General features: G+C 66.5%; 22 protein-coding genes and 1 riboswitch. Of the genes, 9 read left to right on the top strand and 13 right to left on the bottom strand.

Annotation, left to right across the window (positions count from 1 at the left end):
- Nucleotides 1-250: 250 nt before the first annotated feature.
- From rpsA to miaB, 11 genes are all read right to left on the bottom strand, one after another.
- Nucleotides 251-1,936: a 30S ribosomal protein S1 gene (gene rpsA / locus ABCN56_RS14640; protein WP_343081569.1), complete on the bottom strand. Its 1,686-nt coding sequence runs from the start codon at nucleotides 1,934-1,936 to the stop codon at nucleotides 251-253.
- Between the two features lie 110 nt (nucleotides 1,937-2,046).
- Entirely contained in the window at nucleotides 2,047-2,667 is a 621-nt protein-coding gene (locus ABCN56_RS14645; RefSeq protein ID WP_343081570.1) for a (d)CMP kinase, read from the bottom strand.
- Nucleotides 2,668-2,763: 96 nt separating this feature from the next.
- Nucleotides 2,764-4,110, bottom strand: coding sequence for a 3-phosphoshikimate 1-carboxyvinyltransferase (aroA, locus tag ABCN56_RS14650; RefSeq protein ID WP_343081571.1), 1,347 nt, complete (start codon nucleotides 4,108-4,110; stop codon nucleotides 2,764-2,766).
- A gap of 112 nt (nucleotides 4,111-4,222) precedes the next feature.
- Nucleotides 4,223-4,930: a tRNA (guanine(46)-N(7))-methyltransferase TrmB gene (gene trmB / locus ABCN56_RS14655; protein WP_343081572.1), complete on the bottom strand. Its 708-nt coding sequence runs from the start codon at nucleotides 4,928-4,930 to the stop codon at nucleotides 4,223-4,225.
- 55 nt (nucleotides 4,931-4,985) lie between these two features.
- Entirely contained in the window at nucleotides 4,986-5,450 is a 465-nt protein-coding gene (gene queF, locus ABCN56_RS14660) for a preQ(1) synthase (RefSeq protein WP_343081573.1), read from the bottom strand.
- 88 nt (nucleotides 5,451-5,538) lie between these two features.
- Entirely contained in the window at nucleotides 5,539-6,705 is a 1,167-nt protein-coding gene (gene metK, locus ABCN56_RS14665; protein WP_343081574.1) for a methionine adenosyltransferase, read from the bottom strand.
- Nucleotides 6,706-6,711: 6 nt separating this feature from the next.
- Nucleotides 6,712-6,760, bottom strand: a riboswitch (SAM-SAH riboswitch).
- Nucleotides 6,761-6,801: 41 nt separating this feature from the next.
- Nucleotides 6,802-8,346, bottom strand: a complete 1,545-nt coding sequence (lnt, locus tag ABCN56_RS14670) for an apolipoprotein N-acyltransferase (RefSeq protein ID WP_343081575.1) — start codon at nucleotides 8,344-8,346, stop codon at nucleotides 6,802-6,804.
- Between the two features lie 6 nt (nucleotides 8,347-8,352).
- On the bottom strand, nucleotides 8,353-9,126 hold the full coding sequence (locus tag ABCN56_RS14675) for a hemolysin family protein (RefSeq protein ID WP_425466111.1): 774 nt from the start codon (nucleotides 9,124-9,126) through the stop codon (nucleotides 8,353-8,355).
- A 158-nt stretch (nucleotides 9,127-9,284) separates the two neighbouring features.
- Nucleotides 9,285-9,791 carry an rRNA maturation RNase YbeY gene (ybeY, locus tag ABCN56_RS14680; protein WP_343081964.1) on the bottom strand — a complete coding sequence of 169 codons (507 nt, stop codon included), beginning with the start codon at nucleotides 9,789-9,791 and terminating at the stop codon, nucleotides 9,285-9,287.
- Nucleotides 9,775-10,794: a PhoH family protein gene (locus ABCN56_RS14685; protein WP_343081577.1), complete on the bottom strand. Its 1,020-nt coding sequence runs from the start codon at nucleotides 10,792-10,794 to the stop codon at nucleotides 9,775-9,777. Before ABCN56_RS14685 ends, ybeY begins: the two co-directional genes overlap by 17 nt.
- Nucleotides 10,795-10,973: 179 nt before the next feature.
- The gene (gene miaB, locus ABCN56_RS14690; protein ID WP_343081578.1) at nucleotides 10,974-12,305 is read right to left on the bottom strand and encodes a tRNA (N6-isopentenyl adenosine(37)-C2)-methylthiotransferase MiaB; all 1,332 of its coding nucleotides are present in this window, start codon (nucleotides 12,303-12,305) and stop codon (nucleotides 10,974-10,976) included.
- A gap of 117 nt (nucleotides 12,306-12,422) precedes the next feature.
- Between miaB and ABCN56_RS14695 the strand changes: the two genes are divergently transcribed.
- Both ABCN56_RS14695 and ABCN56_RS14700 read left to right on the top strand, forming a co-directional pair.
- The gene (locus ABCN56_RS14695) at nucleotides 12,423-13,289 is read left to right on the top strand and encodes a hypothetical protein (protein WP_343081579.1); all 867 of its coding nucleotides are present in this window, start codon (nucleotides 12,423-12,425) and stop codon (nucleotides 13,287-13,289) included.
- A 22-nt stretch (nucleotides 13,290-13,311) separates the two neighbouring features.
- Nucleotides 13,312-13,920, top strand: coding sequence for a DUF2238 domain-containing protein (locus ABCN56_RS14700; RefSeq protein WP_343081580.1), 609 nt, complete (start codon nucleotides 13,312-13,314; stop codon nucleotides 13,918-13,920).
- Between the two features lie 9 nt (nucleotides 13,921-13,929).
- Here ABCN56_RS14700 and irrA read toward each other — a convergent pair whose 3' ends face one another.
- Nucleotides 13,930-14,346: an iron response transcriptional regulator IrrA gene (gene irrA, locus ABCN56_RS14705; RefSeq protein ID WP_343081581.1), complete on the bottom strand. Its 417-nt coding sequence runs from the start codon at nucleotides 14,344-14,346 to the stop codon at nucleotides 13,930-13,932.
- Between the two features lie 162 nt (nucleotides 14,347-14,508).
- On the opposite strand from irrA, the gene fabA reads away from it, so the two are divergent.
- The 3 genes from fabA to ABCN56_RS14720 are packed head-to-tail and all read left to right on the top strand — an operon-like array spanning nucleotide 14,509 to nucleotide 17,064.
- On the top strand, nucleotides 14,509-15,018 hold the full coding sequence (gene fabA, locus ABCN56_RS14710; protein WP_343081582.1) for a bifunctional 3-hydroxydecanoyl-ACP dehydratase/trans-2-decenoyl-ACP isomerase: 510 nt from the start codon (nucleotides 14,509-14,511) through the stop codon (nucleotides 15,016-15,018).
- 21 nt (nucleotides 15,019-15,039) lie between these two features.
- Nucleotides 15,040-16,269 (top strand): beta-ketoacyl-ACP synthase I, encoded by a 1,230-nt coding sequence (gene fabB / locus ABCN56_RS14715; RefSeq protein ID WP_343081583.1) that lies wholly within the window; start codon nucleotides 15,040-15,042, stop codon nucleotides 16,267-16,269.
- A 6-nt stretch (nucleotides 16,270-16,275) separates the two neighbouring features.
- Nucleotides 16,276-17,064 carry an enoyl-ACP reductase FabI gene (locus ABCN56_RS14720; RefSeq protein WP_343081584.1) on the top strand — a complete coding sequence of 263 codons (789 nt, stop codon included), beginning with the start codon at nucleotides 16,276-16,278 and terminating at the stop codon, nucleotides 17,062-17,064.
- 34 nt (nucleotides 17,065-17,098) lie between these two features.
- On the opposite strand, the gene ABCN56_RS14725 is transcribed toward ABCN56_RS14720, so the two are convergent.
- Nucleotides 17,099-17,527: an FKBP-type peptidyl-prolyl cis-trans isomerase gene (locus ABCN56_RS14725; RefSeq protein WP_343081585.1), complete on the bottom strand. Its 429-nt coding sequence runs from the start codon at nucleotides 17,525-17,527 to the stop codon at nucleotides 17,099-17,101.
- A 329-nt stretch (nucleotides 17,528-17,856) separates the two neighbouring features.
- Here ABCN56_RS14725 and ABCN56_RS14730 point away from each other — a divergent pair, with 329 nt between their 5' ends.
- From ABCN56_RS14730 to pobA, 4 genes are all read left to right on the top strand, one after another.
- The gene (locus ABCN56_RS14730) at nucleotides 17,857-18,540 is read left to right on the top strand and encodes a haloacid dehalogenase type II (RefSeq protein WP_343081586.1); all 684 of its coding nucleotides are present in this window, start codon (nucleotides 17,857-17,859) and stop codon (nucleotides 18,538-18,540) included.
- Nucleotides 18,537-19,373, top strand: coding sequence for an alpha/beta fold hydrolase (locus ABCN56_RS14735; RefSeq protein ID WP_343081587.1), 837 nt, complete (start codon nucleotides 18,537-18,539; stop codon nucleotides 19,371-19,373). Before ABCN56_RS14730 ends, ABCN56_RS14735 begins: the two co-directional genes overlap by 4 nt.
- Nucleotides 19,370-20,353 carry a threonine ammonia-lyase gene (locus ABCN56_RS14740; protein ID WP_343081588.1) on the top strand — a complete coding sequence of 328 codons (984 nt, stop codon included), beginning with the start codon at nucleotides 19,370-19,372 and terminating at the stop codon, nucleotides 20,351-20,353. The genes ABCN56_RS14735 and ABCN56_RS14740 overlap by 4 nt, the downstream gene beginning before the upstream one ends.
- 63 nt (nucleotides 20,354-20,416) lie before the next feature.
- Entirely contained in the window at nucleotides 20,417-21,586 is a 1,170-nt protein-coding gene (gene pobA / locus ABCN56_RS14745) for a 4-hydroxybenzoate 3-monooxygenase (RefSeq protein ID WP_343081589.1), read from the top strand.

Genomic DNA, 21,586 nt, shown 5'->3' on the forward strand with positions numbered 1-21,586 from the left:
TCTGATCTCGTTTCCGAATAAACTATATGCGGAAACACTGTGGGTAGGAATAAGAAACCCTTGGAATGCTGTGGATTTTCCCGCTGCCGGGCTGCCAATGCGGCCTTCCCGACGCCGCCGCAGCGCAGCATCGCCGGGCCTCGGGCGCGTCGCCGCGCCATGAAGGTCGCTGGGCAGCCAACCGATTCGCCGCAAAGAAAAACGGCCCCGCGGGGCGGGGCCGTTCTCGTCGCTCCCTCTCGGGGGCGGATTACTTGTCGGACGAACCCTTGAGCGCCGCGCCAAGGATATCGCCGAGCGAAGCGCCGGAGTCCGACGAGCCATACTGCTCGACTGCTTCCTTTTCTTCCGCGATCTCGCGTGCCTTGATCGACAGGCCGAGCTTGCGGTTCTTCGCGTCCACGTTCGTCACGCGCACGTCCACGTGGTCGCCCACCTGGAAGCGCTCGGGACGCTGCTCGGAACGGTCGCGCGACAGGTCGGAACGACGGATGAACGACTTCATGCCGTTGTATTCGACCTCGATCCCGCCGTCCTCGATCTTGGTGACCGTGACGGTGATGACCGAACCGCGCTTCACGCCTTCGATCGCCTCGCCGAACGTGTCGTCGCCCAGCGCCTTGATCGAGAGCGAGATGCGCTCCTTCTCGGTGTCAACCTCGGTGACGACCGCCTTCACGACGTCGCCCTTGCGGTAGTTCTGGATCGCTTCCTCGCCGCGCTGGTCCCAGCTCAGGTCGGAAAGGTGAACCATGCCGTCGATGTCGTTCTCGAGGCCAACGAACAGACCGAACTCGGTGATGTTCTTGACTTCGCCCTCGATGACGGTGCCGACCGGATGGGTTTCCGCGAAGACTTCCCACGGGTTGCGCATCGTCTGCTTGAGGCCAAGCGACACGCGGCGTTTCGCCTGGTCGATCTCCAGCACCATGACGTCCACTTCCTGCGAGGTGGAGACGATCTTGCCGGGATGGACGTTTTTCTTCGTCCAGGACATTTCCGAGACGTGCACGAGGCCCTCGACCCCCGGCTCCAGCTCGACGAATGCGCCGTAGTCGGTGATGTTGGTCACGCGGCCCTTGTGGACCGAACCCAGCGGGTACTTCTGGTCGACCGTATCCCACGGATCCGACTGGAGCTGCTTCATGCCCAGCGAGATGCGGTGGGTTTCCTTGTTGATCTTGATCACCTGGACCTTGACGGTCTCACCGATGTTCAGGATCTCGCTCGGATGGTTGACGCGGCGCCAGGCCATGTCGGTGACGTGCAGCAGGCCGTCAACGCCGCCGAGGTCAACGAACGCACCGTATTCGGTGATGTTCTTCACCACGCCTTCGACCACCTGACCTTCGTAGAGGCTGCTGATCACCTCGGCGCGCTGCTCGGCGCGGGATTCCTCGAGGATCGCGCGGCGCGACACGACGATGTTGCCGCGGCGACGGTCCATCTTGAGGATCTGGAACGGCTGCTTCATGCCCATGAGCGGGCCAGCGTCGCGCACGGGGCGGACGTCGACCTGCGAGCCGGGGAGGAACGCGACAGCGCCGCCCAGGTCCACGGTGAAGCCGCCCTTGACGCGGCCGAAGATGGCGCCTTCGACGCGCTCTTCGTTGGCATAGGCCTTTTCGAGACGGTCCCACGCTTCTTCACGGCGGGCCTTCTCGCGGCTGATCACGGCTTCGCCGCGCGCGTTTTCCACGCGGTCGAGATAGACCTCGACCTCATCGCCAACGGCGATGTCGGGCTGTTCGCCGGGATTCGCGAATTCCTTGAGTTCGACGCGGCCTTCCATCTTGTAGCCGACGTCGATGATGGCCTGGCCAGCCTCGATGGCGATGACCTTGCCTTTGACGACCGAGCCCTCTTCGGGGGTGTCGATCTCGAAGCTTTCTTTGAGGAGGGCTTCGAATTCCTCCATCGTCGCCTTAGCGCACATTCGTGTTAAGTTCCTTTCAAACGTGTTTCTGGCCAGGCGGTTGTCTCCGCCGGTCTTTCGTTGCGCGTCCGTCCGGCGCCGGGGCCCGGATAACGACAAAGGGCCGCGGCTTACGCCCGACCCTGCCCAATCCGTTCTTCTATGGCTTCCACCGCCTTCTGGACTGCCGCGGATATAGAGAGTTCCGTCGTATCTAGCAAGAGCGCATCCTCCGCCGGCCTGAGCGGAGCGGCCGCCCGCTCGCTGTCCCGCCGGTCCCGCGCGCGGAGGTCCTCGAGAACCGCCGCCTCGGATATTTCCGCGTCCTTCTCCCGAAGCTCCAGCCAGCGGCGGTGCGCCCGCACCTCGTCGGACGCCGTGACGTAAAGCTTAACCTCTGCCTCCGGGCAGATCACCGTCCCTATGTCGCGCCCGTCCAGAACCGCGCCGCCCTCGCGGCGGGCGAACTCGCGCTGGAACGTGACGAGGGCCTGCCGAACCTCGGGGATCGCGGCCACCTGGCTCGCCGCCTGGCCGGCCGCCGCCGAACGCAGGTCGCCCCGGCCAAGATCCTCAGGCGCCAGCCCGCGCGCCGCTTGGACCGGATCGGCGCCATCCGCGACCTTCGCGCCCACCGCCCGGTAGAGAAGCCCCGTGTCGAGATGCGCGAACCCGAAACGCTCGGCGACCGCGCGCCCGATCGTTCCCTTTCCCGCCGCCGCGGGTCCGTCGATCGCCACGGTGAAAATCATCGCGTCACCCCCGGCCCCTTCCTCTGGCCCCAAATTCCCTCAGGGGAGCCGGCCCGACGGGACCGGCGGGGGCGCAAAGCCCCCCTGCCCCCGGCGTCACCCGCGCGCGATCTCGGCGCCGAGTCCCGCCATCAGATCCTCGAAGACCGGGAAGGACGTCGCGATCGGCGAACCGTCGTCAACGCTCACCGCGTTCTTCGCCGCCAGACCAAGGACGAGGAAGGACATCGCGATCCGGTGGTCGATATGGGTCTTGCAGGTCGCACCGCCCGGCACGCCGCCCGCCCCCATTCCATGGACGATGAGCGTATCCTCGTCTTCCTCGATCTTCACGCCGCAAGCCTCGAGCCCGCGGGCCATCGCGTCGATCCGGTCGCTTTCCTTGACGCGCAGTTCCTTGACGCCCCGCATGACGGTCGTGCCCTCGGCATAGGCCGCCACCACCGACAGGATCGGATATTCGTCGATCATCGAGGCCGCCCGCTCCTCCGGCACCTCGATCCCCTTCAGGTCGCCCGAGAAGCGGACGCGCAGGTCCGCGACCGGCTCGCCACCCTCTTCGCGCGGATTTTCGAAGGCGATGTTGGCGCCCATCTCCACGAGGGTGACGTAAAGCCCGTTCCGCGTCGGGTTCTGGCTGACGCCCGGCACCAGGATTTCCGACCCGTCGACGATCAAGGCGGCGCAGACCGGGAACGCGGCCGAGGACGGATCGCGCGGCACGGCCACGGCCTGCGGCAGAAGCTCCGGCCGCCCGGTCAGGATGATCGCGCGGCCTTCTTCGACCTCCTCGAAACGCAGCGTGGCGCCGAAGCCCTTGAGCATCCGCTCCGAATGGTCGCGCGTCGGCTCCTTCTCGATGACCACCGTCTCGCCGGGAGCATTGAGGCCCGCCAGCAGAACGGCGGACTTAACCTGCGCCGAGGGCACCGGCACCACATAACGCACCGGCACCGGGTCCGCCGCGCCGACGATCGTCATCGGCAGCCGCCCGCCGGACCGGCCATAGGCCCGCGCGCCGAAGAGCGAGAGCGGATCGGTCACACGGCCCATCGGCCGCTTCCTGAGCGAAGCGTCACCCGTGAAGGTCGCGGTGATCGGAGAGGTCGCCATGGTTCCCATGATGAGCCGGACGCCCGTCCCCGAGTTCCCGCAATCGATCACGTCCGAGGGCTCTGCGAAGCCGCCAACGCCCACCCCGTGCACCGACCAGCTACCCTCGCCGTGGCGCGTGACCTCGGCCCCGAAGGCGCGCATCGCCTTCGCGGTGTCCAGCACGTCCTGGCCCTCCAGAAGCCCGGTGACCTTCGTCTCGCCGACCGAGAGGGCGCCGAGGATCAGCGCGCGGTGGCTGATGGACTTGTCCCCCGGCACCTCCGCGACGCCCTTAAGGGGCCCCGCGCGGCGCGACGTCATGGGGACTGATTCACCGTGGACGGACATGTGGGAAACTCCTCGAAAGACCGGCCGCGTGATACCGCAAGCTCGCAAGGCGGTCCATGCCCCTGCCCGTCCCACTGCGGCAAAAAAGATCGCGGGCGGAGCCGGGAAGCGCTCAGCGCCGGCGGAACGTCAGGTAATGCGGCACCCTGCCTTCCCTGAGAGCCTTCTGCTCGTAGCGCGTGGAAATCCAGTCAGCCCAGGGCTCGCCGCCTTGCGCGACGAGTTCGAAACCCGCCTTCGGCACCTCCTGAACGGCCTGCCGCACGTAGTCGGGAATGTCGGTCGCGATCCGGAACTCCGCCCCCGGCGCCATCACGCGCGCGAGTGGCACTAGGTGATCCTGCGTCACGAAGCGCCGCCGGTGGTGGCGCCGTTTCGGCCAGGGATCGGGATAGTTGAGGAACGCCTTGGCGACCGATCCCTCCGGCAGCACGTCCATCAGATCGCGCGCGTCGCCGGGATGAATGGCGAGGTTCGTTACGCCCGCCGCCCGGATCTTGCCCAGAAGCATCGCGACGCCGTTGACGAAGGGCTCCGCCCCGATGATGCCGATCTCCGGGTAGCTGGCCGCCATGTGCACGAGGTGCTCGCCGCCGCCGAAGCCGATCTCCAGCCAGAACTCACGCGCACCGCCGAAGACCTCGGCAAGGTCGAGCGGCAGCCGTTCGGGGTTCTCCTCGCGGTCGACGCCCTGAAGGCTCAGCGTCGCGAGGTCCTCTGAAAGGTAGACGCGCTGGCTGTCGCGCAGCGTCTTGCCGTGGCGGCGGCCGTAGAAGTTCCGCCACTCCGTCTGAACCTGGTCCTGACTGTCTTCGCTCATTCCAACGTCGCCCCGGAACGGGTCCGGGGCCCCCAATTCGGGCCGCAGGCCCCGTTCAACCCCGGCCGCGATAGGGCGCGACGCCCTGGTCGGGGATCCATACCCCCTCCGGCGGCGCGCCGGTCTGCCAGAACACGTCGATCGGAATGCCGCCCCGCGGATACCAGTAGGCCCCGATCCGGAGCCATTCCGGGTCCAGAAGCTCGACCAGCCGCTTGGCGATGTCGATCGTGCAGTCCTCGTGGAAAGCGCCGTGGTTCCGGAAGGAGTGGAGGTAGAGCTTCAGCGACTTCGACTCCACCAGCCAGTCGCGCGGGATATAGTCGATGACGATATGTGCGAAGTCCGGCTGCCCGGTCATCGGGCAGATCGAGGTAAATTCCGGCGCGGTGAAGCGCACCACGTAGGACGTGCCGGAATGGCCGGCCGGAACCTTCTCCAGCACCGCTTCCTCGGGCGAGGTCGGCGCGCTCACCGAGGAGCCGAGCTGCGAAAGACCCGATACATCCGTCTTGACCATGTCATTCTCCTGAGGATCGGCCCGGGCATTGCCCGGACCATGCGCGACATAAGCTGTCGCCGCCGGGGTTTCGAGTCCCCGGTGCCTTTCAGACCGCGCCCTTCAGAGCCTCGACAAGGTCCGTGCGCTCCCAGCTGAAACCGCCGTCAGCCTCGGGCTCCCGCCCGAAATGGCCATAGGCCGCCGTGCGCTGGTAGATCGGACGGTTGAGCCCGAGGTGCGTGCGGATGCCGCGCGGCGTCAGGTCCATGACCTTTCCGACCGCCCGCTCGATCGCCTCCTCGTCGACTTCGCCGGTGCCGTGCGTGTCGACATAGATCGACAGGGGCTTCGCGACCCCGATCGCGTAGGACAGCTGCAGCGTGCAGCGCCGCGCGAGGCCGGCCGCGACGACGTTCTTCGCGAGATAGCGCGCCGCGTATGCCGCCGAACGGTCCACCTTCGTCGGATCCTTGCCCGAGAACGCCCCGCCGCCATGAGGCGCCGCGCCGCCATAGGTGTCGACGATGATCTTGCGCCCCGTTAGGCCCGCGTCGCCGTCCGGTCCGCCGATGACGAACGTCCCGGTCGGGTTTACCCACCACTCGGTCTTGTCGGTGATCCAGCCCTCGGGCAGGACCTCGCGGATATAGGGCTCCACGATGGCCCGAATGTCGTCCGAGGTCTGGCTTTCCTCCGAATGCTGCGTCGACAGCACGATCGAAGTGACCTCGACGGGCTTTCCGCCCTCGTAACGCACCGAAAGTTGCGACTTCGCGTCGGGACGCAGCGTCGGCTCCTGGCCGGACTTCCGCGCCTCCGCCAGCCGACGCAGGATCGCGTGGGCATACTGGATCGGCGCGGGCATCAGTTCCGGCGTCTCGTCGACCGCATAGCCAAACATGATCCCCTGGTCGCCCGCCCCGTCGCGGTCCACGCCCTGCGCGATGTGGGCCGACTGCTCGTGCAGGAAATTCAGGACGTGGCAGGTGTTCCAGTGGAACTTCTCCTGCTCGTAGCCGATATCCTTGATGCAGTCGCGCGCGATCTGGCTGATCCGGCCCATGTAGTCCTTGAGCCTCTCGCGGTCCGACAGCCCCACTTCGCCGCCGATCACGACCATGCCGGACGTGGCGAACGTCTCGCAGGCGACGCGGGCGTTCGGCTCCTCGGTCAGGAACGTGTCGAGGACTGCGTCGGATATCCGGTCGCATACCTTGTCGGGATGCCCCTCCGAGACGCTCTCGGAGGTGAAGACGTAATTCTGTCGTGCCATGAAAGGTGCTCCATTAGGTGATCCCTGCCACGCCAGGAAGCCGTTGTGACAGTTCGAGGACCCTCAGTATCCCTCTGCCTGTCGACGGTCAATGGATTATGCCGCCGCGTCAGGCGCGACGGAGCGCCGCGTCACGACGAGGCCGGCCAGCGCCAGAAACAGGAGCGCCGCGACAGGCCAGTCACCCCAGCGCGCATAGGGCGTCGCGTAGAGCGCGGGCGGCAGTTCCGCATCGATGATTCCGACCGCGCCGAGGGGCAGCGATCTGAGGATCCGGCCCTTCGCGTCGATTACCGCGCTCACCCCCGTATTCGCGACGCGGATCAGGGGAAGCCCCTGCTCCACGGCGCGAAGCCGCGCCTGGGCGAGGTGCTGATAGGGGCCGGAGACCTTTCCGAACCAGCCGTCGTTCGTCACCTGCAACAGCCAGTCGGGCCTCTCCGGCGCTGCCCGCAGGTCCTGCGGAAACACCGCCTCGTAGCAGATGAGCGGCTGCACCTTGCCGAGGACGGGACCAAGGTCGATGACCGCCGCCCCGGGACCCGCCGTGTAACCGTATCCTTCCCGCGACGCGAATGCCTTCACCCCGAAGTCGGCAAGGAGATCCCCGAAGGGCGTGTATTCGCCGAAGGGCACGAGGTGGAACTTGTCGTAGACGGAGACCGGCGTGCCCGTCGCGTCGATCACGGCAAGGCTGTTGTAGAAGCGGAAGCCCTCCGCCCGCTGGATTCCCAGCGCAACCGGAGCCCCACCCGCCGCCTCGGCAATGATCTCGAGAGCGGACCCAGGCCGCTCCAGAAGCCACGGCACGGCCGTCTCCGGCCAGATCACGAGGTCGGGCCGCCTTTCGGCGACCTCGGCCGTCTGCGCCACCTGCCGCTCGAAAAACAGCCGCGCCATGTCCTCGCGCCATTTCAGGTGCTGCTCGGCGTTGGGCTGGATCAGCCGCAGAAGCGGCGCGTCCGCCACGACGGGCTCAGGCGCATTGAGCCGCAGCGTGCCGAACGCCCAGAGCGAAGCGACGATGGCCACCCCGACAGCAAGGCGCAGAGCGCCCCGCCTCCGGCTCATGGCCATGACCGGCAACGCGGCAAGGCCGATCGTCAGGATCGTGAGCCCCATCGGCCCGACATAGGCCGCCGCCTGCATCACCGGCGTTCCGACCCAGATGTGGCCGAGGAGAGCCCAGGGCAGTCCCGTCAGCACGTAGCCCCGCGCAAGTTCCGCGGAGGCGAGCGCAACGGCGAAGGCAAGCACACGTCGCCGCCTTTGCCGCCCGATCCAGGCCGCCGCGCCCGCCGCCGCGAACCAGAACAGCGCCATCCCGAAGGCCATCAACAGAAGCCCGAAGGGCGCCATCCAGGCATAGCGCTCCGGCTCGACCATGAACGGTTCGACGATCCAGAACATCGCGCCGGCGAAATAGCCCGCGCCCGAAACCCAGCCTAGCCTCGCGGCCCGGAACACGTCCGCCTCGGACGCCATGAGCGCGATCAGCGCGGATAGCGACACGAGCGTGACGGGCCAAAGCCCCAAGGGCGCCTGTCCCGCGGCCGTGACGGCTCCAAGAGCCGCGCCGAGCAAGAGGCGTCGCCACCCCGGCCGGAGCCACAAGCTCGAGCCCCCGGCCCTCAGCGCCATCATCGTCTACGGTGCCGCCTGGGGAAGCCGGACCCTCAGCCGCTTGATCCGGCGGGGGTCCGCATCGACGATCTCGAATTCCACGCCGCTCTCGTGCGGAATGACTTCGCCGCGCGCCGGCACCCGGCCCGTCTCGATGAAGACGAGCCCGCCAAGCGTGTCCAGTTCCTCGCGCTCTTCCTCGTTGGCGATATCGATCCCGATCTCGGCCTCGAACTCCTCCAGCGGCGCGCGCGCCTGCACGAGGTATTGCCCCGGCTTCTCCTCGACCCAGAAGGCGCCCTCCTCGGTGTCGTGCTCGTCCTCGATCTCGCCCACGACCTGTTCGATCAGGTCCTCGATCGTCACGAGCCCGTCCACGCCGCCGTATTCGTCGATGACCAGAGCCATGTGGCTGCGCTCGCTCTGCATCTTCTGAAGCAGAACGCCGATCGGCATCGACGGCGGCGCGAAGAGCAGCGGCCGGATCAGCTTTCGCAGGCTGAAGCGTCCGCCCGCGTTGCCGAAGCCGTGCTCCAGCGCGAGGTCCTTGAGGTGGACGAGGCCAATAGGCGAATCAAGCGTCCCCTTGAACACCGGCAATCGGGAGAAGCCGCTTTCGCGGAACGTCTCGACCAGCGCCTCCTTGTCGATGGTTACAGGCACCGCGATGATCTCGGCCTTCGGGATCGCGACGTCCTCTACCCTGAGTTTTCTCAGGTTGCCGATGCCGGGCAGAACTGTCGCGGGCAAAGCCCCTTCGACGGCCGCGCCAGCTTCCGGTGCCCCTTTCTCTTCCATTTCGGGGGTGGTGAACGCTTCAAAAATGCGTCCGAAAAAGCCGCGCTGCGCGCTGCTGCTACTGTCCTCGATCTCCGGCGCGCCCTGCGCTGCCGTAGACCCCTCTGCGGAGTCGCCCATCTTTCCTTTCCAATTCAATCCCGGGGCTACGCCCCGGATTATTCATATGGGTCCTGCAACCCCATGCTGGCAAGTATCCGCGTCTCAAGCCCTTCCATCAACGCGGCATCTTTTTCACGGATGTGGTCGTAACCCAACAGATGGAGGGTTCCGTGCACCAGCAGATGCGTGACGTGGTCGCGCATCTGCTTGCCCTGTTCCCCCGCTTCGCGCTCGCAGGTTTCCCAGGCGATCGCGATGTCCCCGAGTTCCTCCGGCATGCCCGGCATCCCCGGCTCCGGCCGCTCCGGCGCGCCGCCGTCCTTGTCCGCCCCCCGCTCCTCCGAAGGCCAGGACAGCACGTTCGTCGGCTGCGGCTTGCCGCGGAAATCCTCGTTCAGCGTCGCGATCCGCGCGTCGTTGCAGCACAGCAAGCTGATCGAATACCCCGAGGGATCGAGGCCCAGCGCCTCGAGCGTAACGCGCGCAGCTTGTTCGGCGATCGGCTCCAGGCCGAACGCCTCCCAGCGCGCGTCTTCCGTCAGGATGTCAACCAGCGGCTCCATCGTCGCGGTCATATGCTTCGATGATGCGGGCCACAAGCGGATGTCGCACGACGTCCTTCGCGGTGAAGTAGTTGAAGCTGACGCCCTGCACGTTGCCCAGGATCCGCTCCGCGTCGACGAGGCCGGAGGACGTTCCGCGCGGCAGGTCGACCTGAGTGCGGTCGCCGGTGACGACCATGCGCGACCCTTCGCCGAGGCGCGTGAGGAACATCTTCATCTGCATCGTCGTGGCGTTCTGCGCCTCGTCGAGCACCACAAAGGCGTTCGACAGCGTCCGCCCCCGCATGAAGGCCAGCGGCGCAATCTCGATCCGCTTCTCCTCGATGAGCTTCTGGACCTGCTTTGCCGGCAGGAAATCGTTCAGCGCATCGTAGAGCGGCTGCATGTAGGGATCGACCTTCTCCTTCATGTCGCCGGGCAGGAAGCCGAGCCGCTCGCCCGCCTCCACCGCCGGGCGGCTGAGGATGATCCGGTCCACGTGCCCGCCTATGAACATCGTGACGCCGACCGCGACGGCAAGATAGGTCTTGCCCGTCCCCGCGGGACCGATCCCGAAGGCGAGTTCGTTCGAAAAGAGGTTCTTGACGTAGTTCTTCTGCGCCTCGGTGCGGGGTTCCACCACCTTCTTGCGGGTGCGGATCTCGACCCGGCCCGCTTGGAACATCTCAAGCTGGTCGCCGAGGGTGAGGGATTCGCCGCCTCTCTCCTCGCCCATGCGGATCATCCCGTCGATCTCGCCGGCGTCGACCGGGCGCCCCTGCTCGAGCCGCTGATAGAGCTGCTGCAGCACTGCCGCCGCCTGCCCCCGCGCGCCTGACGCACCCACCACCGCAAGGTGATTTCCGCGTCTCAGGATATGCACCCCCAATTGGTGCTCTATCTGGGCGAGGTTCCGGTCGAATTCACCACAAAGGTCAATCAGCAACCGATTGTCGGGAAATTCCAGAAGTGTCTCGTGCACGTCTTCCGGCCTTGGCGGGGGTGTCAGCGCGCTGATGCCCAATAACGTCTCCCTGGCAGAGGTTTCGTGATTCAAACGTGCCTGTGGACAACCGTCATTTCAAGCGCCCAGCGCGAATTTCATCTCTTTGTCACGCAAAACCGCCCATCGGGTCCGCCCTGCGGCGCATTTGCCACGGAAATCGGCAGAGTTTGGATTCCAGGCGGTTCGGCTGTGGCGCCCTACGCGCCCAGAAGCACCCCGCCAAGCGAGTTCGGCCCGCTTTCGGTAATCCGCACCCGTCCGATCTGCCCCACGCGCGCGCCGGGATCGGCCACGTGCACCGCGTGCAGATAGTCCGACTTGCCGACCATCTGGCCCGGAAGGCGCCCGGCCTTCTCGAAGAGAACGCGGACCTCGCGCCCGACCATCGCCTCCTGCGCCGCGCGCTGCTGGGACGTGACGAGCGCCTGCAAAGCCTGAAGGCGCGCGTCCGCCACCTCGTCGGCCACGCCCGGCTTCTCCGCCGCAGGGGTTCCCGGCCGCGCGGAATACTTGAACGAGAAGGCCGCGCCGAAACGAACCTCGCGGATCAGGTCCATCGTGGCCTCGAAATCCGCGTCCGTCTCGCCGGGGAAACCGACGATGAAGTCGGAGGACAACAGGATATCGGGCCGCGCGGCCCGAATCCGCTCGACGAGGCGGATGTATTCCTCCGCCGTGTGCTTGCGGTTCATGGCCTTGAGAATCCTGTCCGAGCCCGACTGCACGGGCAGGTGCAGATAGGGCATGAGCTTCGGCTCATCCCCATGCGCCGCGATCAGCGCCTCTTCCATGTCGTTCGGATGCGAAGTCGTGTATCGGATGCGGTCGAGCCCCTCGATCCGCGCAAGCTCCCTTACGATCCGGGCAAGCCCCCAGGTGCCGTCCTCGCCTTCACCGTGATAGGCGTTCACATTCTGCCCAAGGAGGGTGATCTCCCGCACGCCCTTCGCCACGAGCGCCCGCGCCTCGCGCAGGATGCGCTCCACCGGGCGGCTGACTTCCGCGCCCCGCGTGTAGGGCACCACGCAGAAGGCGCAGAACTTGTCGCAGCCCTCCTGCACCGTCAGAAACGCCGTCGGGCGCGAGGAAACGGGCCGTTCCGGCAGGTGTTCGAACTTGTCCTCGGCCGGAAAATCCGTGTCGACCGGCTTTTCCCCGGCATCGACGGCCTTGGTCATCTGCGGCAGGCGGTGATAGCTCTGCGGACCGACGACGAGATCGACGAGCGGCATCCGCTTCAGGATCTCTTCCCCCTCGGCCTGCGCCACGCAGCCCGCGACCCCGATCTTCAGCGAGGGCTTGGCGGCCTTCAGCGGCCGGAGGCGGCCAAGGTCGGAATAGACCTTCTCCGCCGCCTTCTCCCGGATGTGGCAGGTGTTGAGGAGGACCATGTCCGCCTCTTCCGCCACGTCCGTCGTGACGTAGCCTTCCGCTCCCAGGGCTTCCGCCATGCGTTCGCTGTCGTAGACGTTCATCTGACAGCCATAGGTCTTGATGTAGAGCTTCTTGGGCCCTTCCGCCTCAGCCATGCGCGCTACCTTCACTCCGGGGATCGGGAGCCTTTACCGCAAACCCGGTCCCTCCCGCAATGCTTGCATTGCCGACGGGCTTGGACGAATTTGGCCGCGCATTCTCCGGGACAGGCCATGGACTTCACCTCACTCCCCGACTTTCTCGCCCGCGACCGCGCGGCACTCGCCCGCGGCCCCGTCGCGGTCATCCTGATCGAGGACCGGGCCGAAGTCGCCTCGACCCTCGACCACCACGTGCGCGCGGGGTTCCGGGAGGTCCTGGCCCTGACCCCGGCCGACATCGACCTGCCCGAGGACCTTCGCACCCGGGTGAAGCTCATCGGGTTCGACACGCTCGCGGATGGCGCCCTGATGCGGGCTCTCAACCCGCTGATCGAAGCGGCCCCGCCGACGACCTGGTTCTACTGGGGCTACAACGCGGAATACCTTTTCCACCCGTTCTGCGAGACGCGGAACGTCCGCGAACTTATCGCCTTCCACATTGAAGAACGGCGCGACGCGATGCTCGCCACCGTCGTCGATCTTTACGCTCCCGATCTCCTGCGCCATCCCGATGCGGTGAACCGCGAAGAGGCGATGCTCGACGCGAAAGGCTACTACGCGGCCGCCCGCAGCGACGGCGCCGGCGGAGTGCGGGAACGCCAGCTCGACCTCTTCGGCGGCCTGCGCCGCCGTTTCGAGGAACTGGTGCCGAAGACCCGCCGCCGGATCGACCGGATTTCGCTCTTCCGCGCGCAGAAGGGCCTGACGCTCCGGTCCGACAACACCTTCTCGATCGAGGAGGTGAACACCTATTCCTGCCCCTGGCACCACAACCTCACCGCGGCCGTGGCCTCGTTCCGGACCGCCAAGGCGTTGAAAAGGAACCCCTCGACCAGCGCGGCGATCCCCTCGTTCGCCTGGACGAATTCCGTGCAGTTCGACTGGTCGTCGCAGCAGCTGATGGACCTTGGCCTGATGGAACCGGGGCAATGGTTCTGAACAAGGGCTCGGGAGGGACAGCGTGAAGATCACAAGATCCGAATGGGCGGTCTTCTGGTTCACCGTCGCCTATATCGCCGGCTTCTCGGTCTGGTTCCTGACGATCGGGAACTACGAATTCATCTGGTACATCGTGACCATGGTCGTGATGATCGCGCTCGTGGGCTTCAACCTCAGGGTCGCGGAATTCCCGGTCGGGCTTCTCTGGGCGCTGACGCTCTGGGGGCTCGCGCACATGGCCGGCGGAGGTGTGCCCGTCGGCGACTCGGTGCTTTATGCCAAGGTGCTCGTGCCGCTGACCGAGAACGGCGAACTGACGATGCTGAAATACGACCAGCTCGTCCATGCCTACGGTTTCGGCGTCACTGCATGGCTTCTGTTCCACATCCTGCGCCGCAATCACCCCGGCATGCAGGGTGGATGGTCGATCTACGTCTACCCGGCGATAGGCTCGATGGGACTGGGTTCGGTGAACGAGATCATCGAATTCGCCGCTGTCGTCAGCATGTCCGAAACCGGAGTCGGCGGCTATTTCAACACGGCGCTGGACCTCGTGTTCAATGCTGCCGGCGCGATCATCGCGGTGATCTGGCTCGCGGCGCGGAACCGCGGCGAAAAGACGGAGTCGTAACGGCCCGGCTCAGCGCCGGCGCAGACGGATCACGACATCGACGCGCGCCACCTCGGCCCCTTCCGGCGCCTTCGGGAGACGGGCGATCTCGAGTTCCTCGGCGGGCGCGTCGCTCAGGCGCGACTCGTCTTCCCAGAAGAAGTGCGGATGATCGTCGAGCCGCGTGTCGAAATAGGACCGCGTGCCGTCGACGGTGATCTCCTGCATCAGCCCCGCGTCGCAGAAGGCCTTGAGCGTATTGTAGACCGTGGCGAGCGAAACGCTCTCTCCGGCGCCCCGGGCGGCGGCGAACAGGCTTTCCGCAGTCACGTGCCGATCCTCGCCGTCCCCGACGAGAAGCGAGGCCAGCGCAAGCCGCTGCCGCGTCGGTCTCAGACCCGCACGTGCGAGCCAAGCCGTTCCGCGATCCTGCGCAATGCTGTCCATCGACTGCGTTTCCCTGCTTTCATTCAGACTATATAGAGCCCGCCGCGAAGGATTTTCAATGGCGATGCTCCGCCCGCCCGCTATTGCGCCCCTGCCGACACGGGTGTTAGAGGGGGGTGAAATCAGGGTGGTTGCTGGAAAGACCGGAGGGGGCAGGCGCTGATGGCCGATTATCCGACAAGCTTCGACAAGGACGACCTCCTGAAATGCGCTCGGGGGGAGCTTTTTGGCCCCGGCAACGCGCAGTTGCCGCTGCCGCCGATGCTGATGATGGATCGGATCACCGACATCTCCGCGGACGGCGGCGAACATGGCAAGGGCCATGTCGTTGCGGAATTCGACATCAACCCGGACCTGTGGTTCTTCGAATGCCATTTCCCGGGCAACCCGATCATGCCTGGCTGCCTCGGCCTTGACGGGCTCTGGCAGCTGACCGGCTTCAACCTGGGCTGGCGTGGCTGGGAAGGGCGCGGCTACGCGCTCGGCGTCGGAGAGGTGAAGCTGACCGGCATGGTCCGGCCGGACCGCAAGATGCTTACCTATTACGTCGATTTCACCAAGGCCGTTCAGACCCGCCGCCTGACCATGGGTGTCGCCGACGGCCGGGTGGAAGCGGACGGCGAGGTCATCTACCAGGTCAAGGACATGAAGGTCGCGCTCTCCGCGAGCTGACCCAAGGAAAGGAGTGCGCCCATGCGCCGCGTCGTGATCACCGGTCTCGGCATCGTATCGCCGATCGGCAACAATGCCGCCGAGGTCGAGGCCTCGCTCCGTGCCGGCCGTTCCGGCATCGTCTTCGCCGAGGACTACGCCGAGCACGGTTTCCGCAGCCGCGTTCACGGCGAGCCGAAGATCGTGCTCGAGGACCATATCGACAAGCGCGACCTGCGCTTCATGGGCGACGGCGCTGCCTACAACTTCATCGCGATGAGGCAGGCGATCGAGGATTCCGGACTGGAACAGTCCGATATCTCCAACCCGCGCACCGGCATCATCGTCGGCTCCGGCGGGCCGTCGACGAAGTCCTTCTTCAAGGCCCACAACATCGTGCGGGAAACCGGTTCGCCCAAGCGGATCGGCCCCTTCGGCGTGACCAAGGGCATGTCGTCCACGAACTCCGCCTGCCTTGCCACGCCGTTCAAGATCAAGGGCGTGAACTACTCCATCACCTCGGCCTGCTCGACCTCGGCCCACTGCATCGGCAACGCGGCCGAACTCATCCAGTTCGGCAAGCAGGACATCGTCTTCGCCGGCGGCGGCGAGGAACTCGACTGGACGCTCTCGTGCCTCTTCGACGCGATGGGCGCGATGTCCTCGAAATACAATGACACGCCGGAAACCGCCTCCCGGCCCTTCGACGCCACCCGCGATGGCTTCGTGATCGCAGGCGGGGGCGGCACCCTCGTCCTCGAGGAGCTTGAACATGCCAAGGCGCGCGGCGCGAAGATCTACGCCGAACTGACCGGCTACGGAGCCACATCGGATGGCCACGACATGGTTGCGCCCTCGGGTGAAGGCGGCGAACGCTCCATGCGGCTCGCGCTTTCGACGCTGCCGCAGGGACGCAAGATCGACTACATCAACGCGCACGGCACCTCCACGCCCGCAGGCGACGTGACCGAGGTCGAGGCGGTCCGCCGCGTCTTCGGCAAGGGCTCGGTGCCGCCGATCGCTTCCACCAAGTCCCTGACCGGCCACTCGCTCGGCGCGACCGGCGTGCATGAGGCGATCTATTCGCTTCTGATGATGCAGGGCGGCTTCATCGCGGCTTCCGCGAACGTGACCCAGCTCGACCCGGCGATCGACGCGTCCGAGATCGCGACCGAGTATCGCGACGGGCTCGATCTCGACAGCGTCCTGTCGAACAGCTTCGGCTTCGGCGGGACGAACGCGACTCTCGTCTTCAGCAAATTTCAGGGATGAACTGACATGGCCGACCTGATGAAGGGCAAACGCGGGCTCATCATGGGCGTCGCGAACGATCGCTCCATCGCATGGGGCATCGCCCAGGCCCTCGCGGCCGAAGGCGCGGAACTTGCCTTCTCCTACCAGGGTGAAGCCTTCGGCAAACGGGTGGAACCGCTTGCCGCCTCGCTCGGGTCATCCCTCCTCGTCGACGTCGACGTGATGAACGACGACTCTCTCGACGCCGCCTTCGCGCGGATCGAAGAGGAATGGGGAACGATGGACTTCCTCGTCCACGCCATCGCCTATTCCGACAAGAACGAGTTGACGGGCCGGTTCATCAACACGACCCGCGAGAATTTCAAGAACTCGCTCTGCATCTCCTGCTTCTCGTTCATCGACGTGGCGCGCCGCGCCGCGAAGATCATGCCGAACGGCGGATCGCTCATCACGCTGACCTACCAGGGCTCGAACCGCGTGACGCCGTTCTACAACGTGATGGGCGTCGCCAAGGCCGCGCTTGAAAGCTCGGTGCGCTACCTCGCCAACGATCTTGGCCCGGATGGCATCCGCGTGAACGCGATCTCTCCCGGCCCGATGAAGACGCTCGCGGGGGCCGCGATCGGTGGGGCGCGCAAGACCTTCCGCCACACGGAGGCGAACGCACCCCTTCGCCAGAACGCCACGCTCGAGGCGATCGGCGGCACGGCGGTCTACCTTGCCTCGGACTATGGCTCCTGCACCACGGGGGAGATCGTGATCGTCGACTGCGGCTTCCACGTTCTCGGGATGCCGCAGTCGGAGAACCTCTGAGCCGTCGTCGAAGGCGGCTCCCTGGCGGGGCCGTCTAGACGATCTCGACGACTTCGAAGGCGAAGGTCAGGTCAAGCCCGGCCAGCGGGTGGTTGGCGTCCAGAACGACGACCTCGTCTGTCAGGTCCACGACCGTCACGGGGATCCTCCGCCCGTCACCCGTCCCAAGCTCCAGCCGCATTCCGACTTCCAGAGGGATGTCCTGGGGGACATTCGAACGCGGGAAATCCTGACGGGCATTGGGATCGCGCGGCCCGTAGGCATTGGCCGCCTCGATCGTCACGGTCCGGGACTCGCCCACGCTCATGCCCGGAAGGGCGGCGTCCAGCCCGCGGATGATCTGGCCCGACCCGACGGTGAATTCCAGCGGATCGCGGCCTTCGGAAGAATCAAATACGGTCCCGTCCGCGAGAGTGCCGGTGTAATGAATGCGGACGGTGTCGCCCGACTTGACTTCGGTCATCGCTGCCTGCTTTCGGTTTTCGGGGTGAATTGCGAAGGTGCGCCGTGCCCGGCGCGGGTACTTCGATACGATGCCCCAGCCTGCCCGCCCGCCCCCCCGATGTAAACCCCTGCCCCGAAGGCCCCTGCCCCGCTCCGGGACAGGCGTCATCCGTCAAGGCCGTCAAATCGCGCCAGCCGCGCCGGACATTCTGGCCCGATCGGGTCAGAGCCTCAGATACCGCCTCGCGGGCCCCGCCCCCGACAGCCGTCGCCACAGGGCGACCAGTGCGCATCCGCCCTTGCCCCGGAGTTCTCCGCACGCCAGTCTTGGCGCGAAAGGAGACCCCCATGCCGATCAAGGTCTGCGTCTTCGACGCATACGGCACGCTGTTCGACGTTGCCGCCGCCGCCCGCATCGCCGCCGCCGAGCCCGGACACGAAGCCCTCGCTGCAATCTGGCCGAGGCTGGCCGAGGACTGGCGTACGAAGCAGCTGCAATACACCTGGCTCCGCGCAGTCATGGGCGAACACGCCGACTTCTGGCAGGTCACGCAGGACGGGCTCGACTGGGCGATGGAAGCACAGGGGCTTTCCGATCCGGATGTCCGCGCGCGCCTCCTCGCGCTTTACAGGGAACTCGCGGCCTACCCGGAGGTCCCCGACATGCTCGCCCATCTGAAATCCGACGGCTTCGCCACCGCCATCCTGTCGAACGGCTCTCCGGACATGCTGGACGCCGCCGTCGCCTCCGCCGGCATCGGCGGAAATCTGGACGCCGTTCTTTCAGTCGAAAGCGTGGGCGTCTTCAAGCCGCATCCTTCGGTCTACTGCCTCGTCACGGATCATTTCGGTTGCGAGCGGGCCGAGGTTCTCTTCGTGTCGTCGAACGGCTGGGACGCCGCCGCCGCCGCCGCCTATGGCTTCACGACAGTCTGGGCGAACCGCAAGGGCGAACCGGTGGACCGCCTGACCGCCGAGCCCGACTACATGGTCTCCGACCTCACGACCGTCCCGGAACTGGCCAAAAGATGACCGGACTGTTCTTCACCGCCCCCGATGGCGCCCGCCTCGCCTACCGTGACGACACGATCGGCGAAGACGGGCCGGTCATCCTCTGCCTCGCCGGCCTGACCCGGACCGGGCGCGATTTCGACTACCTGATGCCGCATCTGCCGCCCGCGCGCGTCATCCGCCCTGACTACCGCGGCCGCGGTGGCTCGGCCTGGACCGGGGCCGAGACCTACACCCTGCCGCAGGAGGGCAAGGACGCTCTCGACCTCCTCGACCATCTCGGGATCGAGCGCGCGGCGATCCTCGGCACTTCGCGCGGCGGGCTCATCGGGATGCTTCTCGCCGCCACCGCGAAGCACCGCCTGACCGGCCTCTGCCTGAACGACGTCGGCCCCGAGATCGCGCGCCCAGGCCTCGACCGCATTTCGGACTACGTTGGCCGAAACCCCGCGGCCCGGACCCACGCCGCGCTGGCCGAAAGGCTGCCGGCCAACATGCCGGGCTTCGCCGGCGTTCCCGCGTCGCGCTGGCTCGAAGAGGCCGAACGTCACTACGTGGAAACGCCCGACGGCCTGCGGATCAACTACGATCCGGAACTGCGCCGGGCCTTCCTCGCCGCGTTCGAGGGGCCACCGGCCGATCTCTGGCCGCTATTCGACGCGACGGAGGGCCTTCCCCTCGCCCTCGTCCGCGGCGCGAACTCCGACCTCCTGTCGCCGGAAACGGTGGCCGAGATGCGTCGCCGCCGGCCAGACATGATCTGCGCCGACGTGCCGGACCGCGCCCATATCCCCTTCCTCGACGAGCCCGAAAGCCTCGCCGCAATCCGCGCCTGGATGGAGCGTCTGCCGTGACCGAAGCGAACATCGCCCTGATCGAAGCGGCGGCCGACCGCCTGCGCGGACACGCGCGCGTGACACCGCTCCTCTCTTCGCCGTTCCTGGATGAAATTGCCGGCCGCCGCGTGCTCGTGAAGGCCGAATGCCTCCAGCACACCGGGTCCTTCAAGTTCCGCGGCGGCTGGTCCGCCGTCTCGGCGTTGCCGGAGGAGGTCCGCGGCAAGGGCGTCGTCGCCGTCTCCACCGGGAACCACGCGCAGGGCGTGGCCTATGCGGCGCAGCTCCACGGTGTACCGTCGGTGATCGTCATGCCGGCCGACGCGCCGAAACTGAAGATCGAGAACACCCGCGCCCTCGGCGCCGAGGTCATTCTGTATGACCGCGAGACCGAGAACCGCGACGAGATCGGCGCGAAGCTCTCGCGGGAACGCGACCTGACCCTCATCAAGCCCTATGACGACCCGCAGGTCATCGCAGGTCAGGGCACGATCGGCCTTGAACTGGCCCAACAGCTTGCCGACGAGGACATCGCGAAGGCCGATGTCCTGATACCCTGCGGCGGCGGCGGCCTTTCGTCCGGCATCGGGCTCGCTCTGGAGGCGTGGGCCCCCGGCCTCCGCATCCGCCCGGTCGAGCCTGCGGACTTCGACGACGTGAAGCGTTCCCTCGCCTCCGGCCGGATCGAGAAGAACCCCAAGGCGACCGGTTCGCTCTGCGACGCGATCCTGACGCCCTCGCCCGGCAGCATCACCTTTCCGATCCTTTCCCGCATCGCGGGCCCCGGCCTGTCCGTCACCGACGACGAGGCGCTGCGCGGCATGGCGCTGGCCTTCAGCCGCCTCAAGATCGTGCTGGAGCCGGCGGGTGCGGTCGCGCTCGCCTCTGCCCTTCTCCACCCAAACGAGTCCGAAGGCGACGCCGTGATCGTCGTGGCATCGGGCGGAAACGTGGACGCCCCGGTCTTCCGCGAAGCGCTCGACCGCTTCGCCGACTGAGGCGGCGGTTTTGATTGACACAGCCAACCATCCTCGGCACGCTCGATCGAGGGAGGAAACGCGGTGCGCACTCAGGTAGCCATCATAGGGGGCGGCCCTTCGGGGCTGTTGCTGTCACAGCTTCTGCACAGGAAGGGAATCGACAGCGTCGTCCTCGAACGTCAGACGCGCGATTACGTGCTGTCCCGCATCCGCGCGGGCGTGCTCGAATGGGGCATGGTGGAACTGCTCCGCGAGGCGGGCGTCGGACAGCGCATGGACGCCGAGGGCATCATCCACGAAGGCACTCTGCTGGCCGCGCAGAACCGCACGATCCGCATCAACTTCCGCAAGCTCACCGGCAAGGCGGTGATGATCTACGGCCAGACGGAAATCACGCACGACCTTTACGACGCCCGCGATGCCATGGGCGGCGTGGTGATTCACGAGGCCGAGGGCGTGACCCCGCACGGCCTCGACTCCGACGCACCCCATGTCACCTACGTCAAGGACGGCACGGAACACCGCATCGACTGCGACTTCGTCGCGGGCTGCGACGGCTTTCACGGCGTCTCCCGCAAGTCGATCCCGTCCTCGGTCCTGAAGGAGTTCGAGCGCGTCTATCCCTTCGGCTGGCTCGGCGTCCTGTCCGAAACCCCGCCCGCGGACGACGAACTGATATACGCCATCCACGAACGGGGCTTCGCGCTCTGTTCGATGCGCCGGGCCGACCTGTCGCGCCACTACGTCCAGGTTCCCCTCACCGACCGGGTCGAGGACTGGTCCGACGACGCCTTCTGGGCGGAACTGAAGCGCCGCATCCCCGAACATGCCGCCCAGCGTCTTGTCACGGGCCCCTCGATCGAGAAATCCATAGCGCCCCTGCGATCCTTCGTGGCCGAGCCGATGCGTTGGGGCCGCCTGTTCCTCGTCGGCGACGCCGCCCACATCGTGCCGCCAACCGGCGCCAAGGGCCTGAACCTCGCCGCCTCGGACGTTCACTACCTCTACAACGGCCTTCTCGCGCACTATCAGGACGGCACGCCCGAGGGGCTCGACGACTATTCCCGCAAGGCGCTCCTGAGGGTCTGGAAAGCCGAGCGGTTTTCCTGGTCGATGACCAACATGATGCACCGCTTTCCCGATCAGGGCGATTTCGGCCAGCGGATGCAGGAGAGCGAGCTCGACTACCTCGAACATTCCACCGCCGCGCAGACCGCGCTGGCGGAGAACTACGTCGGCCTGCCCTACTAA

Source organism: Ostreiculturibacter nitratireducens, assembly GCF_032670585.1.
GTDB lineage: Bacteria > Pseudomonadota > Alphaproteobacteria > Rhodobacterales > Rhodobacteraceae > Ostreiculturibacter > Ostreiculturibacter nitratireducens.

Excerpts from the sequence above, each read along its gene's own strand:
- fabA (WP_343081582.1), top strand. The coding sequence starts at position 14,509 with ATGGCCGATTATCCGACAAGCTTCGACAAGGACGACCTCCTGAAATGC.
- irrA (WP_343081581.1), bottom strand. The coding sequence starts at position 14,346 with ATGGACAGCATTGCGCAGGATCGCGGAACGGCTTGGCTCGCACGTGCG.
- trmB (WP_343081572.1), bottom strand. The coding sequence starts at position 4,930 with ATGAGCGAAGACAGTCAGGACCAGGTTCAGACGGAGTGGCGGAACTTC.
- ybeY (WP_343081964.1), bottom strand. The coding sequence starts at position 9,791 with ATGGAGCCGCTGGTTGACATCCTGACGGAAGACGCGCGCTGGGAGGCG.
- ABCN56_RS14725 (WP_343081585.1), bottom strand. The coding sequence starts at position 17,527 with ATGACCGAAGTCAAGTCGGGCGACACCGTCCGCATTCATTACACCGGC.
- lnt (WP_343081575.1), bottom strand. The coding sequence starts at position 8,346 with ATGGCGCTGAGGGCCGGGGGCTCGAGCTTGTGGCTCCGGCCGGGGTGG.
- metK (WP_343081574.1), bottom strand. The coding sequence starts at position 6,705 with ATGGCACGACAGAATTACGTCTTCACCTCCGAGAGCGTCTCGGAGGGG.
- ABCN56_RS14735 (WP_343081587.1), top strand. The coding sequence starts at position 18,537 with ATGACCGGACTGTTCTTCACCGCCCCCGATGGCGCCCGCCTCGCCTAC.
- queF (WP_343081573.1), bottom strand. The coding sequence starts at position 5,450 with ATGGTCAAGACGGATGTATCGGGTCTTTCGCAGCTCGGCTCCTCGGTG.
- ABCN56_RS14695 (WP_343081579.1), top strand. The coding sequence starts at position 12,423 with ATGGACTTCACCTCACTCCCCGACTTTCTCGCCCGCGACCGCGCGGCA.
- rpsA (WP_343081569.1), bottom strand. The coding sequence starts at position 1,936 with ATGTGCGCTAAGGCGACGATGGAGGAATTCGAAGCCCTCCTCAAAGAA.
- ABCN56_RS14730 (WP_343081586.1), top strand. The coding sequence starts at position 17,857 with ATGCCGATCAAGGTCTGCGTCTTCGACGCATACGGCACGCTGTTCGAC.
- fabB (WP_343081583.1), top strand. The coding sequence starts at position 15,040 with ATGCGCCGCGTCGTGATCACCGGTCTCGGCATCGTATCGCCGATCGGC.
- ABCN56_RS14720 (WP_343081584.1), top strand. The coding sequence starts at position 16,276 with ATGGCCGACCTGATGAAGGGCAAACGCGGGCTCATCATGGGCGTCGCG.
- ABCN56_RS14645 (WP_343081570.1), bottom strand. The coding sequence starts at position 2,667 with ATGATTTTCACCGTGGCGATCGACGGACCCGCGGCGGCGGGAAAGGGA.
- miaB (WP_343081578.1), bottom strand. The coding sequence starts at position 12,305 with ATGGCTGAGGCGGAAGGGCCCAAGAAGCTCTACATCAAGACCTATGGC.
- aroA (WP_343081571.1), bottom strand. The coding sequence starts at position 4,110 with ATGTCCGTCCACGGTGAATCAGTCCCCATGACGTCGCGCCGCGCGGGG.
- ABCN56_RS14675 (WP_425466111.1), bottom strand. The coding sequence starts at position 9,126 with ATGGAAGAGAAAGGGGCACCGGAAGCTGGCGCGGCCGTCGAAGGGGCT.